Annotated in this window: 20 protein-coding genes; 13 read left to right on the forward strand and 7 right to left on the reverse strand. The window is 72.6% G+C overall.

The window, feature by feature from the left end; genetic code table 11:
* The first annotated feature begins 496 nt into the window (after positions 1-496).
* Positions 497-1,630 (forward strand): Dyp-type peroxidase, encoded by a 1,134-nt coding sequence (locus ACIP94_RS24415; protein WP_402429352.1) that lies wholly within the window; start codon positions 497-499, stop codon positions 1,628-1,630.
* A gap of 15 nt (positions 1,631-1,645) precedes the next feature.
* Positions 1,646-2,467: a family 1 encapsulin nanocompartment shell protein gene (locus ACIP94_RS24420; RefSeq protein ID WP_402429355.1), complete on the forward strand. Its 822-nt coding sequence runs from the start codon at positions 1,646-1,648 to the stop codon at positions 2,465-2,467.
* 89 nt (positions 2,468-2,556) lie between these two features.
* Here ACIP94_RS24420 and ACIP94_RS24425 read toward each other — a convergent pair whose 3' ends face one another.
* Together ACIP94_RS24425 and ACIP94_RS24430 are read right to left on the reverse strand one after the other, a co-directional pair.
* Positions 2,557-3,270 carry a DUF1275 family protein gene (locus tag ACIP94_RS24425; protein WP_402429358.1) on the reverse strand — a complete coding sequence of 238 codons (714 nt, stop codon included), beginning with the start codon at positions 3,268-3,270 and terminating at the stop codon, positions 2,557-2,559.
* A gap of 91 nt (positions 3,271-3,361) precedes the next feature.
* The gene (locus ACIP94_RS24430) at positions 3,362-4,198 is read right to left on the reverse strand and encodes a DUF1206 domain-containing protein (RefSeq protein WP_402429361.1); all 837 of its coding nucleotides are present in this window, start codon (positions 4,196-4,198) and stop codon (positions 3,362-3,364) included.
* Between the two features lie 181 nt (positions 4,199-4,379).
* Here ACIP94_RS24430 and rpmG point away from each other — a divergent pair, with 181 nt between their 5' ends.
* From rpmG to ACIP94_RS24450, 4 genes are all read left to right on the forward strand, one after another.
* Positions 4,380-4,544: a 50S ribosomal protein L33 gene (gene rpmG, locus ACIP94_RS24435; protein WP_402429364.1), complete on the forward strand. Its 165-nt coding sequence runs from the start codon at positions 4,380-4,382 to the stop codon at positions 4,542-4,544.
* 71 nt (positions 4,545-4,615) lie between these two features.
* Positions 4,616-4,876 carry a type B 50S ribosomal protein L31 gene (locus ACIP94_RS24440; protein WP_402429368.1) on the forward strand — a complete coding sequence of 87 codons (261 nt, stop codon included), beginning with the start codon at positions 4,616-4,618 and terminating at the stop codon, positions 4,874-4,876.
* Between the two features lie 37 nt (positions 4,877-4,913).
* Entirely contained in the window at positions 4,914-5,036 is a 123-nt protein-coding gene (ykgO, locus tag ACIP94_RS24445) for a type B 50S ribosomal protein L36 (protein WP_020132570.1), read from the forward strand.
* A 377-nt stretch (positions 5,037-5,413) separates the two neighbouring features.
* A complete protein-coding gene (locus tag ACIP94_RS24450) occupies positions 5,414-6,877 on the forward strand; it encodes a dihydrolipoyl dehydrogenase family protein (RefSeq protein WP_402429372.1) in 1,464 nt (487 codons plus the stop codon).
* 49 nt (positions 6,878-6,926) lie between these two features.
* Here ACIP94_RS24450 and ACIP94_RS24455 read toward each other — a convergent pair whose 3' ends face one another.
* The 3 genes from ACIP94_RS24455 to ACIP94_RS24465 all read right to left on the reverse strand — a co-directional run bounded on the left by ACIP94_RS24455 (position 6,927) and on the right by ACIP94_RS24465 (position 8,118).
* Entirely contained in the window at positions 6,927-7,106 is a 180-nt protein-coding gene (locus ACIP94_RS24455) for a hypothetical protein (RefSeq protein ID WP_402429375.1), read from the reverse strand.
* Between the two features lie 78 nt (positions 7,107-7,184).
* Complete coding sequence (locus ACIP94_RS24460; protein ID WP_402429378.1) at positions 7,185-7,541, reverse strand: PRC-barrel domain-containing protein; 357 nt, start codon at positions 7,539-7,541, stop codon at positions 7,185-7,187.
* A gap of 124 nt (positions 7,542-7,665) precedes the next feature.
* Entirely contained in the window at positions 7,666-8,118 is a 453-nt protein-coding gene (locus ACIP94_RS24465; protein ID WP_402429381.1) for a hypothetical protein, read from the reverse strand.
* Between the two features lie 237 nt (positions 8,119-8,355).
* Here ACIP94_RS24465 and ACIP94_RS24470 point away from each other — a divergent pair, with 237 nt between their 5' ends.
* The gene (locus tag ACIP94_RS24470; protein ID WP_402429386.1) at positions 8,356-9,417 is read left to right on the forward strand and encodes an NAD(+)/NADH kinase; all 1,062 of its coding nucleotides are present in this window, start codon (positions 8,356-8,358) and stop codon (positions 9,415-9,417) included.
* A gap of 266 nt (positions 9,418-9,683) precedes the next feature.
* Here ACIP94_RS24470 and ACIP94_RS24475 read toward each other — a convergent pair whose 3' ends face one another.
* Positions 9,684-10,493, reverse strand: coding sequence for an SGNH/GDSL hydrolase family protein (locus ACIP94_RS24475; protein ID WP_402429389.1), 810 nt, complete (start codon positions 10,491-10,493; stop codon positions 9,684-9,686).
* Positions 10,494-10,818: 325 nt separating this feature from the next.
* Between ACIP94_RS24475 and ACIP94_RS24480 the strand changes: the two genes are divergently transcribed.
* Positions 10,819-12,021 carry an MFS transporter gene (locus ACIP94_RS24480; RefSeq protein WP_402429392.1) on the forward strand — a complete coding sequence of 401 codons (1,203 nt, stop codon included), beginning with the start codon at positions 10,819-10,821 and terminating at the stop codon, positions 12,019-12,021.
* A gap of 185 nt (positions 12,022-12,206) precedes the next feature.
* On the forward strand, positions 12,207-13,055 hold the full coding sequence (locus ACIP94_RS24485; protein WP_402429395.1) for an alpha/beta fold hydrolase: 849 nt from the start codon (positions 12,207-12,209) through the stop codon (positions 13,053-13,055).
* Between the two features lie 116 nt (positions 13,056-13,171).
* Here ACIP94_RS24485 and ACIP94_RS24490 read toward each other — a convergent pair whose 3' ends face one another.
* The gene (locus tag ACIP94_RS24490) at positions 13,172-14,077 is read right to left on the reverse strand and encodes a LysR family transcriptional regulator (protein ID WP_402429398.1); all 906 of its coding nucleotides are present in this window, start codon (positions 14,075-14,077) and stop codon (positions 13,172-13,174) included.
* An 81-nt stretch (positions 14,078-14,158) separates the two neighbouring features.
* On the opposite strand from ACIP94_RS24490, the gene ACIP94_RS24495 reads away from it, so the two are divergent.
* The 4 genes from ACIP94_RS24495 (at position 14,159) to ACIP94_RS24510 (ending at position 16,761) form a co-directional block, all read left to right on the forward strand.
* Positions 14,159-15,115: a DMT family transporter gene (locus tag ACIP94_RS24495; protein WP_402429401.1), complete on the forward strand. Its 957-nt coding sequence runs from the start codon at positions 14,159-14,161 to the stop codon at positions 15,113-15,115.
* A gap of 127 nt (positions 15,116-15,242) precedes the next feature.
* A complete protein-coding gene (gene nadE / locus ACIP94_RS24500) occupies positions 15,243-16,073 on the forward strand; it encodes an ammonia-dependent NAD(+) synthetase (protein WP_402429404.1) in 831 nt (276 codons plus the stop codon).
* A 155-nt stretch (positions 16,074-16,228) separates the two neighbouring features.
* The gene (locus tag ACIP94_RS24505) at positions 16,229-16,429 is read left to right on the forward strand and encodes a hypothetical protein (protein ID WP_402429407.1); all 201 of its coding nucleotides are present in this window, start codon (positions 16,229-16,231) and stop codon (positions 16,427-16,429) included.
* Positions 16,430-16,590: 161 nt separating this feature from the next.
* On the forward strand, positions 16,591-16,761 hold the full coding sequence (locus ACIP94_RS24510; RefSeq protein WP_402429410.1) for a DUF5670 family protein: 171 nt from the start codon (positions 16,591-16,593) through the stop codon (positions 16,759-16,761).
* Positions 16,762-16,896: the final 135 nt, after the last annotated feature.

The following is a 16,896-nucleotide window of genomic DNA, read 5'->3' on the forward strand; positions in this document are numbered from 1 at the left end:
CGCTCACCGCCCAGGAGGTCAGGGCCGCCGAAATCACCGCCCGCAGCCACCCGGTGGCGGTGGTCGCCAGGGAGCTCCGTCTCACCGGACAAGGCCTGCGGCAACTGCTCTCCTCCGCCTGTCGCACGCCTATCGCGAGATCGGCACCGATGCCACCGGACTGGCCGGAGCCCTGGAGTCCTTTCTCCGCCCCCGGCCTTCCGGAGCCCGTGACTGACCGGCGCGGGCAATCCGCGGCACAACGGACAGGAGTTGCGCGACCGCGGCGCACCGGGGCCACCCGCCCCCGCCGACCGCGCCGTGGGCCGGGGCGCCGCGGTGGCAGAGGGCGCGGTGGCCGCCCTAGAGTGAAAGAACGTTGTCCGTCAGGCCCGCACGCCGGTCGGCCGGGCGGCTATCGCACCCGGCCGTCGGTGTGGTGCCCGCACGAACCCGGTGCCGAGCTTCGGCCGCGCCCCGGCGCCCCGCTCGCGGCCGCTGGGAAGAGGTGTGGCCTATGGCCGAGCACCCCCGGAATCCCGTTCCCCAGCCGGTGCTGTCCCCGTTGACCACAGCGGCGATCTTCCTGGTGACGACCATCGACCCAAGGGGCGAGCCGGCGGTGCGGGATGTGCTGGCCGACCTGAACGGACTGCAACGGGCCGTCGGTTTCCGGGCCGAGCCGGACGGAAGGCTGAGCTGCGTCGTGGGTATCGGCTCCCAGGCGTGGGACCGTCTGTTCGCCGGCCCGCGCCCGGCCGAACTGCATCCCTTCCGGGAACTGTCCGGGCCCGTCCACCGTGCCGTGTCGACACCCGGCGACCTGCTCTTCCACATCCGCGCCGCGCGGCTCGACCTGTGCTTCGCGCTGGCCGCCGAGATCATGGAACGGCTGCGGGACGCCGTCACGGTGCGCGACGAGGTGCATGGGTTCAAGTACTTCGATGTGCGTGACCTGCTCGGTTTCGTCGACGGAACGGAGAACCCCCGGGGCCCGGCGGCGCACGCGGCCGTGCTGATCGAGGACGAGGATCCCGCCTTCGCGGGCGGGAGTTATGTCATCGTCCAGAAGTACCTCCACGATCTGGACGCCTGGAACGCCCTTCCGGTGGAGGCGCAGGAGCTGGTCGTCGGCCGCCGGAAACTCTCCGATGTCGAGCTGGACGACGAGGTCAAACCGGCCGACTCGCATGTAGCGCTGAACACGATCGTCGATCCCGACGGTACGAAGCACGAGATCCTGCGCGACAACATGCCCTTCGGCACCGTCGGGAAGGGCGAGTTCGGCACCTACTTCATCGGGTACGCCCGCACCCCGACGGTGACGGAGAGGATGCTGGAGCGGATGTTCCTGGGCGCGCCGCCCGCGACCCACGACCGGATCCTGGACTTCTCCACCGCGATCACCGGATCGCTGTTCTACGTCCCCACCAGCGACTTCCTGGACGACCTGCCCGATCCGCCCGGCGCGACCGTGTCAGGTGAGGCGGGTACGCCGCATGAGGCGTCCGGCCCGTCGGCGTACGAGGCCGAGGCGGCCCGGGACGAGGGCGACGAGGGGAGCGACACCGTGCCCCCCGTGCCGGTGCGGGTGCGGGACGGTTCCCTCGGGATCGGTGACCTGAAGGGCAGTCATGAAACGCAGCCTTGAAGGGCGGTTGGGCCGATGAACAACCTGCACCGCGAACTGGCGCCCGTCTCCGCCGAGGCCTGGGCCGATCTGGAGGAGGAGGCGAGCCGCACGTTTCGGCGCCATGTGGCGGCCCGCCGGATCGTCGATGTCCCCGAGCCCGGCGGTTCCGAGCTGTCCGGGGTGGGCACCGGACACCTCCAGGCGGTCGACGGCCCTGCCGAGGGGGTCATCGCCCACACCCGCCTCGTCCAGCCGCTCGTCGAACTGCGGGTTCCGTTCACCGTGGACCGCCGGCAGGTCGACGACGTCGCCCGCGGAGCCAAGGACGCCGACTGGCAACCGGTCAAGGACGCCGCCCGCCGGATCGCCTACGCGGAGGACCGGGCGGTGTTCGAGGGCTACGCGGCAGCGGGCATCGCCGGCCTGCGCGACAGCTCCTCGAATCCGCCCCTGGTCCTGCCCGAGGGGGTGCCCGAGTACCCCAACGCCGTCAGCCAGGCGGTGAGCGCGCTGCGGCTCGCGGGTGTGGGCGGCGCATACACCCTGGCCCTGAGCGCGGAGGCGTACACCGCCGTCAGCGAGACCTCCGACTACGGCTATCCGGTCATCGATCACATGGCCCGGCTCCTGGACGGCGACATCGTGTGGGCGCCCGCCATCGACGGAGCCTTCCTGCTGTCCACCCGGGGCGGCGACTTCGAACTTCGCATGGGGCAGGACCTGTCGATCGGCTATCTGTCGCACGACGAGAACAGCGTACGGCTGTACTTCCAGGAGACGCTGACCTTCCTGGTGTACACGAGTGAGGCCGTGGTGGCCCTTCAGGCCCCGCCGACGCGGCCCACGGCACTGTGAGGCCCTGCCGGGCCCCGGGGCCGCCCGCGGCCGCTGCGGACGGCGACGAACGCCGAGGGCCACGCCGGTGTCATGCCCCGGCGCGTCGCCTACGTCCGTCGTGCAGCCGCCGCCGACCGGTGCAGGAACAGCGGCCGGGCCGCGATGAGCGTGGCGGCCGCGACCAGCACGAAGGGGAGCGCCCCGGCCCACGAGGGTGCCGCCTTGCGCAACGCCATGGCGGCCGCCGCACCGGCGATGAGCGCTCCCAGCCGGGCGGGCACCCAGCCGTCGGGCCGCGCCCGTCCGGCGCCGCGCACGATGTAGGTGGCGAGCGTGCCGGTCAGATAGGTGGTGGGAGCGGCGGCCCGCCCCGCGGCCACCATCGCCGCGGCCTGCCCGCCCATGGCCACCGCCGCGCCGCATTGCAGGACGTCCCGGGCCACCGCCGCGGGCGCGCCGCCCGAGGCCGCCCAGAACCCCGCTCCCACCGCGAGCAGCACGGCCTCGCCGATCAGGCAGAACATCACCCGCGGGGGCCAGTGCGTGGCGACGCCCGTTCGGCCGTGGGTCACCCAGGCGACCAGCCCGGCGCCCGCCCCGAACCCCGCCAGGGCCAGCAGGGCGGAGGCGACTCCCGTACCGCCGCCGTGGCCGATCGCCATGCCCAGCAGGGCCAGGTTGCTCGTCATGACACCGGCGAAGACATGGTCGAGCGCGGTGAACGAGATGGTTTCCACCGCACCGGACGCGGCCACCAGCACCACCACCGCGATCCGCATGGCCCGCCCCGGACTCTCCCCCGGCTCCGTGTGCTCCTCCATCACCGCTCCTCTCCACGCCCGTCACCGAGGGTAAGCGCCGGTCATCCTCCGTGACGGGCAGCCGGGGCTCCGCGGCTCGGGCGGCGGCGGCTCAGAACCTGCCCCACCGGGCCACGGCGAAGGAGAACAGGCCGAACAGGGCGAGCCCGGCGGCGACCAGCGCCAGCAGCCACGGTCCGAAGGGTGTGCCGGCGAACGAGCGCAGCGTGTCGTCCAGTCCCTTGGCCCGGTCGGGCCGGTAGTCCAGCGCCGCGCGCACCGCGAAGCCCCCCGCCGCGGCGAAGACCAGTCCCCGTGCCGTGCCACCGCCGACGCCGGTGATGTCCACCAGCCGCCGGGTCCTCGGGGACATCTCGCCCAGCCTCAGCTGGTCGTGGAAGGCGCGCCGAACGGCCTGGACGGCGACCCACACGCCCGCCACGACGATGCCGATCGCGGCGGCCCCGACGATCCACTGCCCGGCGGGCATCCCCAGCGCCCTGGCCGTCACGTCCCGGGACTGCTGGTCGCTGGACCGGCCCCCGTCGCCGGAGCCCGCGGCGAACGACAGCACCGAGAAGGCGACGCACCCGTAGAACACACACCGGGCCAGGGCCGACAGCCGCTTCGTCGCCTTGCGGCCGTCGGGCCCGGCCGCGCCGAACAGCGACTCGGACAGCCGCCACAGCGCCATGCCGACGAGTCCGATGCCCAGGGCCCACAGGAGCACGGCGCCGAACGGCTCGTGCGAGATCTCGGCGAGGGCACCGCTGCGGTCGGCCTGCTGGCGGCTGTCGCCGAAGGCGACCCGCAGCGCCAGGATGCCGACCAGCAGATAGATCACCCCGCACGCGGTCAGGCCCGCCCGGGCGGCGCCCCGCGTCAGCGAGCCCTTCGCCGCGCGCCCGGCCCGTGTCCGGCCGCCCTCGGTCATCGCGCTCGTGTTCATCTCGACCTCCCGGACATCCGGATGCCCCGGCGACGGACACACATACGCCGCGCGGCGTCGCCGCGCTTGCCTCGCCCCGTCCGCCGAGTCGCCGGGAATGCGAGGGCGGGGGTTGCTGTTACAGAGCACGTAGCTGACATGCGCGAGTCAAGATCGCGGGTGTGGGTGAAGGGAGGACCTCATGGCACGCAGCAACGCACGCCCGGTCGTCACGCTGAAGTCGACGGCCGGTACCGGCGTCACCTATGTGACGCGCAAGAACCGTCAGCACCACCCCGACCGGCTGGTGCTGCGCAAGTACGACCCGGTGGCCGACCAGCACGTCCTCTTCCGCGAGGAACGCTGAACCCTCACGTCCCGGCCGGCCCACCGACGGCCACGGGACCGACACGAACGGCCATGAGAAAGGACACTCCCATGAGGACTGGCATCCACCCCGAACTGCGGCCCGTGGTCTTCCGCGACCGCGCCGCGAACGCCGCGTTCCTGACCCGCTCGACGGCCCGCTCGACGCGGACCGTCGAGTGGGAGGACGGCAACACCTATCCGGTGGTCGACGTCGAGATCTCGTCGGCGAGTCACCCGTTCTACACCGGCACCTCCCGCGTCGTGGACACCGCCGGCCGGGTGGAGCGCTTCGAGCGCCGCTACGGCCGCACGGCCCCGGCCCAGCGCTGACAGCCGGCCGAACGGCGTACGAGAGGAGAAGACAGCCATGAAGGTACGCAAGTCCCTGCGCTCTCTGAAGTCCAGGCCCGGAGCCCAGGTGGTGCGCCGCCGGGGCGTGGTCTTCGTCGTCAACAAGAAGAATCCGCGCTTCAAGGCCCGCCAGGGCTGACGCCGCCTCACCGAAGTCCGCGCAGACGCCCGGCCCCTCCCCGTCCCGTATGGAGAGGGGCCGGGCCGCTGACGGGGCGCGGACCGGGCAAGGCGCCCTCGTACGGCCGAATGTGGCACGTATCCGCGCTCTTCGGGAGGCATGGGGCCGGGCTGCCGTGGTCGGCGGACACCGCGCGGTTACATGACCCGGGATGCGCGCGGAGGCGTCTGGCGCTCCGCCGGGCCGCGGCTGACCGCCGGTCTCCCGGTCAGCGGCCCATGCGCCGGAGTCCGCGCTCGGGAACGCGGGCCACGGGCGCCCCCGGGTCGCATCCGCCGATCCGCACGAGGCCGCGCGGCCGTGCCGGGCGGCCCTGACCAGGATGCGAGGGAGACATGAGCGAAGCAGCGGGAAACAAGGAAGCCGGTACCGCCACCTATGACGTGATCGTGCTGGGTGCCGGCCCGGTCGGCCAGAACGTCACCGACCGCGCCCGCGCGGGCGGCCTCTCCGTGGCCCTAGTGGAGCGTGAACTCGTCGGCGGCGAGTGTTCCTACTGGGCGTGTGTCCCCAGCAAGGCGCTGCTGCGGCCGGTCATCGCCCTGGCCGACGTCCACCGCGTGGACGGCGCCCGGCAGGCCGTGACCGGCCGGATCGACACGGAACGGGTCTTCGCCCGCCGCAACCACTACGTCACCGACTGGGACGACAGCGGGCAGGCCGAAGCGGTCAAGGCCATGGGCGCCGAGGTGTTCCGCGGGCAGGGCAGGCTCGACGGCCCCCGCCGGGTGACGGTCACCCGGGACGACGGCGCGCGCCAGACCCTGACGGCCCGCCATGCCGTCGTCATCGCCACCGGCAGCCGGCCATCCCTGCCGGATCTGCCGGGCATCCAGGAGGCGCGGCCCTGGACGAACCGCCACGGCACCGACTCCAGCAGCGTGCCCGCGCGCCTCGTGATCGTCGGCGGCGGCGGGGTCGGCGTCGAGATGGCCACGCTCTGGCAGGGCCTCGGCTCCCAGGTCACCCTGCTCGCCCGCCGTGCCCTGCTGCCCCGGATGGAACCCTTCGCGGGTGAGCTGCTGGAACGCGGACTCACCGAGGCGGGTGTGGACGTGCGGATCGGCCGGCAGGTGACCGCGCTGCGACGCCCGCAACCGCAAGCGCCCGTCACGCTCACCCTCGACGACGGCAGCGAAGTGGAGGCCGACGAGGTCCTGTTCGCCACCGGCCGGACGCCCGCCACCGACGACATCGGCCTCGACACGGTCGGCCTGACCCCCGGATCCTGGCTGGACGTCGACACGACCTGCCTGGTTCGCGAGGTCCACGGTGACTGGCTGTACGCCTGCGGGGACGTCAACCACCGTGCCCTGCTCACCCACCAGGGCAAGTACCAGGGCCGCACCGCCGGCGACGCCATCGCCGCCCGCGCCGCCGGCCGCCCGCTGGACGACGCGCCCTGGGGCGACCACGCCACCACCGCCGACCAGCATGCCGTGCCCCAGGTCTTCTTCACCGATCCCGAGGCAGCCGCGGTGGGCCTGAGCGCCGAGCAGGCGGCCCGGGCCGGCCACCGCGTCAGAATCGTCGACGTGCCCTTCAACGCGGCCCAGGGGGCCAACCTCTTCGCCGACGGCTACCGCGGCCACGCCCGGCTGGTCGTCGACGAGGACCGGGAGGTTCTGCTGGGAGTGACCTTCGTCGGGCCGGGGGTCAGCGAGCTGCTGCACTCGGCGACCGTCGCGGTCGCCGGTGAGGTGCCGCTGAAACGGCTGAGGCACGCGGTCGCCTGTTTCCCGACCGTCAGCGAGATCTGGCTCTTTCTCCTGGCCGCCTACCAGCGCGAACGCGGCTGACCCGAACCGCTGGGGGCGCGCCCCACTACGGCGCGCCACCGCGGCGGCCTCACCGGACGATGTGCCGGTGGGAGCGGCGGGACCAGCGAAGACCCGAGAGCAGCAGAGTCGCCACGAAGACCACGACGCCGATGATCAGGAGGTAGAAGAGCCCCTTGACCACCGCGCCGATGAGCCCGAGGGCGACCGCCGCGAGGATCAGGAACAGGAAGAACGCCAGGAACGCCATGGGAGAACACATCCTTCCAGCCGGTGGTGCGGATGACGAATCGACGATGATCAGCGGGCCGGTCGGCGAGATGGCAGGTCAGCGGCGTGCGAGGCGCCGTCCGTGCTCGGCCCCGGGCGCGTAGGCCTGGTCGTAGTGCTGGAAGATCTCCGCTTCCCGCTCGGCCGGCAGGACGTCGTCCAGGCCTATGGACGGCGCCTTCCTCACCAGGCCTCTGGAATGCGCCACCTGGACGTAACCCGGCCCGAGGGTCGCCTCGTCGAGGGGGACGAAGACGAGCCGCTGCCGGGTCGGCAGCCCGGTACGGACGGTGGCCATGGCCGGCGTGTCGGTGGTGGTGTCCACATAGACCGCTTCCAGGGCCCCGATCCTGCGCCCTTTGGGGTCCACCACGTCACGGTTGCGCCATTCGCGGATATCGGCTGAGTGGATCATGCCTCGCTCCTTGCGGCCCGGGGCCTCCCACAGGCACCCCGAACCGCGGGGGCGGCTGTGCGAGAGCCGGCACTGTCTTCACTGTACGTCCCAGGAGCCTTGACCAGCAGCTACTGCGCCTCCGTCAGGGCAGTGCCTCGTACACGGAAGCCGTGGTCAGGCCGTAGGGGAGATGGGAGGCCGCGTCCGACGCCCAGGACGTCAGGGGCCAGGAGGCCGGGTCGGTCACCTTCAGGACGGTGGCCGGGAGATCGCTGCCCGCCATGGCGGCAGCGCCGAGCAGTGGTGCGGCCGTCCAGATCGACGGCCGGCCGGCCCGTTGCCGCAACAGCCCGTAGGCGCAACCGATTCCCAGGCCGATGACGTACCCCAGCATGGCACCCAGGGCTTGTTCACGGTTGGACTTCTCTTCCCCGTCACCCAGTGGGACGCCGGCGCGGTCGGCGAGACGGTCGGCCACCTCGGCCGGCACATTGCTGGACGGACGGCCGCGCAGCGGCATGTCGCCGTGGCTGACCAGGTTCAGTGCGAGGGTGCCGGCCGCCCCCGCCAGCAGGCCTTTGGTCACGGACTGCATGCGACACTCCCTGGGTTGCGCTGCGGCTGTGCCGGACAGACCCTCCGGGTTCCGCCCATGGGGCCCGGCAAACGGAGGACCGGGCTACGGCAGGAGTGCCCGCCCGCCGTGCGACAGGAGGCGCGGCTTCCGCTGCGCGACGATGATGAGGCGGGCCGCCCCCGCCGCAGGCTTCACCGGGAGCGGGGCCGACCGATTCCGGCCTGGCGCGGGGGCAACGGCGCGGGAGGTGGTGTCATGCCGATCAGCCGGGTGGGCCTGGTGGTGCACGGGGGCCGCCCCCAGGCGGTCGCCGGGGCGCGCACGGTACGGGAATGGTGCGCGCGGCACGGTATCGGGTGCGTCGACATCGATGTGTGGCAGGACGGGGCGAGCCGCCGCCACGCCCGTGAGGAAGTGCAGGCGGCGGGCGGTCCGGACCTGATCGTGACACTCGGTGGAGACGGTACGTTCCTGCGCGGCGCGCGCATCGCGGCCAAGAACGACGCCATGGTGCTGGGCGTGGACGTGGGCAGGGTCGGCTTCCTGACCGAAACCCCGGTCGCGGAGGTGCGGCAGGCGCTGGAGGCGATTCAGGACGGGAGATGCGAGTGCGAGGAACGCATGATGCTGATGATGCGGTCCTCCAGGCTGCTGGAGATACCCCTCGGCATGGAGGAGACCCTGTGCTACGGACGGGGCCCGGCGCTGCCGCCGCCCGAGCCGCGGCCGGAGCGGGACGCCGTGGAGGAGGACACATGGGGGATCCCGCTGGACATCAACGCCCTGAACGACGTCGTGGTGGAGAAACTGGCCCGGGACCGGCAGGTCAGCGTGGGGGTGTACATCGCGGGCCGGCTGCTGGCGTCGTACTCGGCCGACGGCGTCATCCTCGCCACCCCGACCGGCTCGACCGCCTACAGCTTCGCCGCGGGGGGCCCGGTGCTCTCGCCGCGGATGAGGGCCCTCGTCTTCACCCCCGTAGCCCCGCACATGGCGTTCAACCGCACGGTGATCGCCAACGTGGACGAGCCGATCGCCCTACTGGTGCTGCCCCACTCCGGCCGGGCCGCGGTGAGCGTGGACGGGCAGTCGCGCGGCATCCTCGAGCCCGGTGACTGGATCGGCGTGGCCGCGGCGCCGCGCCCGCTGCGCCTGGTCAGGCTGACCCCCGCCAACTTCTACGGGCGGCTCAGGGAACGCATGCGGCTCACCGACGCGCCCGCGACGGCCGCCGACGGCGAAGCGGCGCCCGTGTTCCGGCCCGCGGGCCCACTGCCGGAGGACCTGCACGGGTTCCGTCTGCCCCCGGCGCCATGATCCGCGGCGCGGAGGAGTGGTGTTGCCGACGGGGCAGGGTGGCGGGTCGGGACCTGGCCGCGGAGCGCGGGCCGGACACGGTTCTTCTCGTGACAGGAAGCGGAATCTCGGTCGTGGTGCACGGAGACGGTGCCCGGGTTCCCCACGCGTCCCCCGCAGGACCGTCCGGGACAGGGCGACACGTCCGGGACAGGGCGACGCGACGTCCCGTCACCGATGACGCCCCGGCTGCTTCGTCCCGACGGCGCCCCGCCGGTGGGCGGCCGTCAGGCGGTGCGTGTGAAGACCGGGAGGTAGCCGCGGGACTGTCCGAGCGAGGTGGGATGGTACGACTCGACGGGCGCCAGCAGGCTGACGCTGCGCACCCAGGGGCTGGGGGAGCAGATCTCGTGGTCCCTGAAGGCGGAACGTACGTCGGCGAACGCGTATCCGTGGTCGGCGGCGCGCTTCGCGGTCACCGTGTTGAGATGGTCGACGGCGTTGTTCAGGGCGGACCGTGACGTGTCGGCGAGCCCGGCCGTGCAGGTGCCGTGGACCTTGTACAGGTGCGGATAGCCGAGGACCACCACATGGGCGGCCGGGGCCTTCCTCCTGATGCTCGTGTAGAGACGGTCCAGATCGCGCGGGAGAGTGCTGTCCATATAGGTCCGTGCCTCGGCCACGGCGGCCAGACATGCGGTGTTGCCGCGCAGCACACAGGTCGTCATCACATGGCCGAAGCCCGAGTCGCTGCCGCCGGCGGTGACGCTGACCAGTCCCGTACGGGTGTTGAGCGGGCCGAGCTGGTGTTCCATGACATCACTCGTCCGGGCGCCGTTGCACGCCGTGAAGCTGAACGACGCGCGCGGATGGGATGCGGCCCACAGGGCGGGATACGCCCGGCTGCTGCGCAGGCAGTCGCCGCTGGAGGCGAAGTAGCCGCCGGCTCCGACCCCGGAGGAGTAGGAGTCCCCGAGGGCCACGTAGCCCGTGGCCGCCGCCCGTGGGGCGGCCTGCGCCGGCGCGGTACCCGTGAGGGTGCAGACGGCGGAGAGAAGGAGCGAGGACACACATGCCGCGATTCGGGACTGTCTCATAGCCCTCGCTTAGCACGTCCGGGCCGTTCGGGACGTGCTGGGCGGCGTGCCCGTCCGCGGCGCTTCGGGGGCCGTCCCGGAACGTGATCCTGTCCAAGTCCCGCTTCTCTTACGGAATTTGCGGCCGAGCGAGAGGAACCAAGGCGTGTGCCGTCCCGCGTGGACGTCACCCGTTGAGCCGTCACCCGTCCGGCCCCCTCTTCGCCGGGGCGCACGGACCGGACGCGGGCCGCGAGGTCGTCGCCCGCGCCCGGCCCTGCGCACCGCGAGGTCGTCGCCCGCGCCCGGCCCTGCGCACCGCGCCGGGATACCTATCGTGGATGTGATGAGCCGTGACACCGAACGCCGTCGACCGGCCCGTCGGCCCGGGTATGTGGCCGCGGCGGGCGTCTTCGCCGTCGGCATGCTGGGCACCACCCTGCCGACGCCGCTGTACGGGCTGTACCGCCGGCAGATCGGGTTCTCCGAGCTGATCGTCACCGTGGTCTTCGCCGTCTACGCGGTGGGCGTCATCACCGCCCTGCTGGTGGCCGGTGACTTCTCCGACCTGCTGGGGCGACGCCCGGTGCTGCTGGGCGCGCTCGGGCTGGCCGCGCTCAGCGCGGTGTGCTTCCTCTGCGAGGGCGGACTGCCGTTGCTCTACGCCGGACGGGTCCTGTCGGGGTTCTCCGCGGGCCTGCTGAGCGGCACCGGCACCGCGGCCGTCCTCGAACTGGCACCGCCCGAGCGACGCGCCCGCGCCGGTTTCGCGGCGACCGCCGCCAACATGGGCGGCCTCGGGTTCGGCCCCCTGGTCTCCGGTGCCCTCGCGGAGTACGCGCCCTGGCCGCTCAAACTGCCCTTCCTCGCACATCTGGTGCTCCTGGCGGCCGCCGCCGTGGTCACCGCTGCACTGCCGGAGACCGCGCGCCGGACCGGCCCCCGGCCCCCGCTGCGGCCCCAGGGCATGACCGTCCCGCCCGAAGTGCGGGGGGTGTTCGCCTCCTGTGCCCTCGCGGCCTTCGCCGGTTTCTCGCTGCTCGGCCTGTTCACCGCGGTCGCCCCGGCCTTCCTCGGCCAGACGCTGGGCGAACACAATCTGGCGGCGGTCGGAGCCGTCGTCTTCTCCGTGTTCTGCGCCTCGACCTGCGGACAGCTGCTCCAGGGATATGCGGGGACGCGCAGAGCCCTGCCGCTCGGCTGCCTGGTGCTCGTCGTGGGTCTCCTGCTCGTCGGGGCCTCGCTGCTTCTGGAGTCGTTGCCGGTGCTCCTCGTGGGGGCCGTGACCGGTGGTGTGGGGCAGGGCATGGCATTCCGGGCCGGTCTGAGCGCGGTGAGCTCCGCGGCGCCCGACACGCATCGGGGCGCCACCATCTCGGCGTTCTTCGTCGTCGCGTACGTGGGCATCTCGCTGCCCGTCGTCGGGGTCGGCGCACTGGCCGTGGCCCTCGGTGTGCGCGACGCCGGTGTGGTCTTCGCGGGCTGTGCGACCCTCCTCGTCGCCGGAGTGGGCACCGCCCTGTGGCGGAGGCCATCCGCGGAATCCTGACCGGAGCCAGAGCCGGAGCCGGAGCCGGAGCCGGGACCGGAGCGGCTCGGGGCGGGCCGGCCGGGCGGCAGGCAGCCCTCACTCCGACGGCCCAGCCTTGCCCCGTTCGGACCATGCGGCCGGGCCCGCCGCCACGGATGGGTGAACACTCGGGTCACGGAGACCCTGAGCAAAGAGAGAACGCCATGACAGCAACTGCGAGCCACGGCATACCGCGTCGCATACGAGGCGCGTACCTCACCGCCGCCGGGTGCGCCCTGGCCGTGTGCGCCGTCGGGGCAGCCCCCGCCGGCGCGGCCGACGCCGCCTCCGGCACCAAACCCACCGTCGTCCTGGTCCACGGGGCGTTCGCCGACGCCTCGAGCTGGAACGGGGTGGTCGAACGGTTGCAACGCCAGGGCTACACCGTCATCGCTCCGGCCAACCCGCTGCGCGGCCTGTACAACGACTCCACCTACATCGCCTCGGTGCTCAAGGGCATCAAGGGGCCGATCGTCCTGGTGGGCCACTCCTACGGCGGCGCGGTGATCAGCTCCGCCGCGGCCGGGAACAGCCAGGTGCGATCGCTCGTGTATGTGTCGGCCCTGGTCCCGGACAAGGGCGAGAGCGGGATGTCACTGGCCGGCAGGTTCCCGAGCGAACTCGCCGGCGCCCTGCGTTCCGTTCCGTACCGGGCCGGCGGCGGAGTGAGCGGGACCGATCTCTACCTTCAGCCGGACAAGCTCCACCGGGTCTTCGCCGCCGATCTGCCGGAGCGCACGGCGAGAGTGCTCGGGGCGACCCAGCGGCCCGTGAGCACGGCCGCCTTCTCCGAGAAGGCCAAAGAGGCCGCCTGGCGCACCGTTCCGTCCTGGTTCCTCGTCGCGAAGCAGGACAAGACCATCAACCCGGCCCAGGAACGCTTCGAGGCGGAGCGCGCGGGCTCGCACACGGTGGAGATCGACTCCTCCCATGTGGCCATGATCTCCCATCCCGACGCCGTCACCGACCTCGTCCTCCAGGCCGCCAGGTCGGCCGCTTCCGCACAGCGGTAACGGTTCCGCCGCTGTTGGGCACGCGGGTAGCGGCACACGGCAGCCTGGCCGATCCGGTGACCGTCGGGCTGCGGGCTGAGCGGCCGTCCGGCTGGGCCGGCCCTCCGCCCCGCCCGTCACTCGGCTCCCGAGCTGATGGCCGCCGCCGCGTGTCGCAGTTGCGTGAGGACGGTCCGGACGGCCGTGCGTGCCGTGTTCTCGGGACGGTGGAGTGCGTCGATGTGACGTCGTGCGCTGACGCCGGCCAGAGGCCTGAGCACCACCTCGGGGTGCGGGCGGCCCGTCCAGCGCGGCATCAGGGCGATTCCGGCGCCGGCGGCCACGACGTGGGCGACCACGGCGAACTCGTTGATGCGGTGGGCGAGGTGGAGCCGACGGTCGGCCGCGGCGGCGATGGCCTCGATGGTGGCCATCAGCGGGAAGCCGTCGTGGACGGTGATCCAGGGCTCGCCGGCCACATCGCGGGGTGTCAGCCGCGCCTTGGCGGTCAAGGGGTGGCCGGCGGGCAGCGCGACGTCGAGCGGTTCGTGCAGCAGGGCGGTGGCGGTCACCGTCGGCGGCCAGGGCGCGGCGTGGTCGAGGCGGTGGCCCAGGACGATGTCGTACTCGCGGGTCAGCGGTGGGAAGTCGTCCTGGGCCACATCCTCGTCCGCGAACGCGAGCTTCGGTGAGCCGGGGGTGGACAGCGCGCGCACCAGGTGAGGCCAGAAGGCCGCGGCGGCGCTGTGGAAGGCCGCCACCGACACCAGGCCGTCGGCCTGGCCGAGGAACTCCTCCACGCTGTGGCGGGCTCGGGCCAGGGCGGCCTCGACGCCGATCGCGGCGTCGGCCAGGGCCCGTCCGGCGGGGGTGAGCACCAGCCGCCGGCCCTCGCGCTCGGTGAGCGGGACGGGCACCGAACGCTGCAACAGGCGCAGCTGCTGGGAAATCGCCGAAGGGGTGACCATCAGCGCCTCGGCCGCGGCCGTGACGCTGCCCAGCTCGCCCAGCTCACGCAGGACCCGCAGCTGCCTCTCGTCCATATCTACAGTGTAGCTTCGCTAAAGATTCATTTCAGTAGCTGGTACTTGGCTTCATTGTGCTGCTGGGGCACCGTGGAGCGCATGCCTGACACACGTCGAACCGATCTGGTGCTCCTGATCGTCGCGATGGTCTGGGGGTCCAGCTATCTGACGGCGAAGACCGCCACCGAAGCCGCCCCGGTTCTGGTGGTGCTGTTCCTGCGCTCACTGCTCTCCGCGCTGGCCGCTGTGCCCCTCGCCCTGGCCACCGCGCGCCGTCGGCAGCTCCCCTGGACCCGGGAGGAGATCCGCATCGGGTCGGTGCTGGGCCTGACCCAGACGGCGGTCCTGATCCTGGAGATGTACGGCGTGGCGCACACCACCGCCGCCAACGCGGGCCTGCTCATCAGCCTCACGCTGGTGATCACTCCGCTGCTCGACCGCTCGGGCGGCCGCAGCGGGGTGCCGCCGCGCTTCTTCCTCGCCGCCGGCGTGTGCGTCGTGGCGGTCGGCCTGCTCGCCTCGGGACACGGGCTGCGCACACCCGGGGCGGGCGACCTGCTGATGCTGGCCGCGGCCGCGGTCCGAGCCGCCCATGTGGCCCTGGTCGGACGGCTCACCTCGGGCCGCGCACTCAGGCCGCTCCAACTGACCTCCGTGCAGACCGTCGTCGGGTCCGCGCTGTGTCTCGCACCGGCCGTCGCGGGCGGTCTGCCGACCCTGGCTCGTGCCACCGCCGGTACCTGGGCCCAGCTCGTCTATCTCGCCCTGTTCTGCAGCGTGTTCGCCTTCCTCGCGCAGACCTGGGCCATCCAGCGCACCTCCGCGAGCAGGGCCAGCCTTCTGCTGGGCACCGAACCTGTGTGGGCAGTCGCCATCGGCATCGGCGTCGGAGGCGAGCGTCTGACCGCCCTCGCCGCCCTCGGCGCGGTGCTGATGGTCGCCGGGACCTACTGGGGCCAGGCCATCGAGCAGGCTCACCGCACCGCCCGGGAGAGGACCGCCGAGGAGGCGGAGGAGGACGGCACCTGCCCGGCCACGGCGCCCGCCGGCGCCTGACCTGCTCCTTGCCGGACCACGCGGGACTGCGCACCTCCTTTAGAGTGCTTGCGCCCCTGCACGCGTCGGTAGCCCCGACCGCCCGGCGCGTGCCGGCCCTGACCACGAGCACGACCGAGGAGCAACCGTGACCGACCCGTCGTCCATATCCCTGCAACAGGACATCGCCCGGGAACTCAGGGTGAGCGCGTCCTTCGATGTCCGGCAGGAGATCGAGCACCGGGTGGCCTTCCTCGCCGACCAGTTGACGTCCACCGGCCTGCGCTCGCTGGTGCTGGGCATCAGCGGCGGCGTGGACTCCACGACCGCGGGCCGGCTGTGCCAACTCGCGGTGGAGCGGGTCCGCGACACCGGGCGGGAGTCGACGTTCTTCGCGATGCGACTGCCGTACGGCGCCCAGGCCGACGAGAAGGACGCGCAGCGGGCGCTGGAGTTCATCCGGCCCGACCGTGTCCTGACCGTCGATGTGAAGCCCGCCAGTGACGCCGCGCTGGAGGCGCTGCTGGCCGGCGACACGGTGTTCCGTGACACGCACCACCAGGACTTCGTGCACGGCAACATCAAGGCCCGGCAGCGCATGATCGCCCAGTACGCGGTGGCGGGAGCGCACGACGGCCTGGTGGTGGGCACCGACCACGCGGCCGAGGCGGTCTCCGGCTTCTTCACCAAGTTCGGCGACGGCGCCGCCGATGTCGTTCCGCTCACCGGCCTCACCAAGCGGCGCGTACGGGCCATCTCGCAGGCGCTGGGCGCGCCCTCCGAGCTGACCTGGAAGACCCCGACCGCGGACCTGGAGACACTGAACCCGGGCAGGCCCGACGAGGAGGCGCTCGGCGTCACCTACGACGGCATCGACGACTTCCTGGAGGGCAAGCCGGTCGACGAGGCCGTCTTCGCGGCCATCGTCCGGCGCTACCGGCTCACCGAGCACAAACGGCACCTGCCCATCGCCCCCTGAGGGCGCGCGGTCCCGTCCGACCCGCCGATGGACCCCGGGGAAGTCCCGGCGAAAGAGTGATCATCATCCTTCGTTCGGAGCCTTCTGCCTCTAGGCGGTGCGTTCTCGGGCAGGAACGAGCGTGTGCCCATACCTGCGGATGAGAGGAGAGCCGTATGAAGGAGCGTCATGCGAATCGGCTGCGGAAGCATCCGTCAGGCAGGAGCGCAGCGCTCAGGCGTACCGACTCTGGCCTGCCCGCGTGGCTACGACGCCATGGGCGCCGTGTCCCCGACCGGTTTCTGGAGGGCGCGGCGTACAAGCTCGGCAGCGGTGCCGTGACCGTGGTGCTGCTGTGGTGGGCGACGAGGCGCTGACGTCCCGGCGGCCCCGTCCCGGCGGCCCCGCCCCGGCGGGGCCGCCTCACGGGGTCGGGTGAATGCCGTCGGGTTCCCGCAAGATCCATGAAGAAACCATGGTGTTCGAGCGCGTGTTCCTCGGAATCCGGGGGCAGACGGAGCGGCGGAGGTTGATAACTATGGTTCCCCTGCTTCTGGTTCTGCTGCTCGCACTGATCCTCTTCGGTGCCGGATTCGCCCTGAAGGCGCTGTGGTGGATCGCGGTCATCGTGCTGGTGCTCTGGCTGCTGGGCTTCGTCGTACGGCCGACGGGCCCCGGTGGACGCAAGGGCCGCTGGTACCGATGGTGACCGTGGCCGGCGCTCCGGCCGGGTGACATGGGTGTGGGGGGGGCGGGGTGCAGGGGCGGGCCCCCCCCCAAGTGCCGGGGGGGGGCCGGGCGAAGCCCCCCCCCCGGGGGGGCGTGGGGGGGCCCCCCGGGGCCC

The organism is Streptomyces sp. NPDC093261, from assembly GCF_044753645.1.
GTDB lineage: Bacteria > Actinomycetota > Actinomycetes > Streptomycetales > Streptomycetaceae > Streptomyces.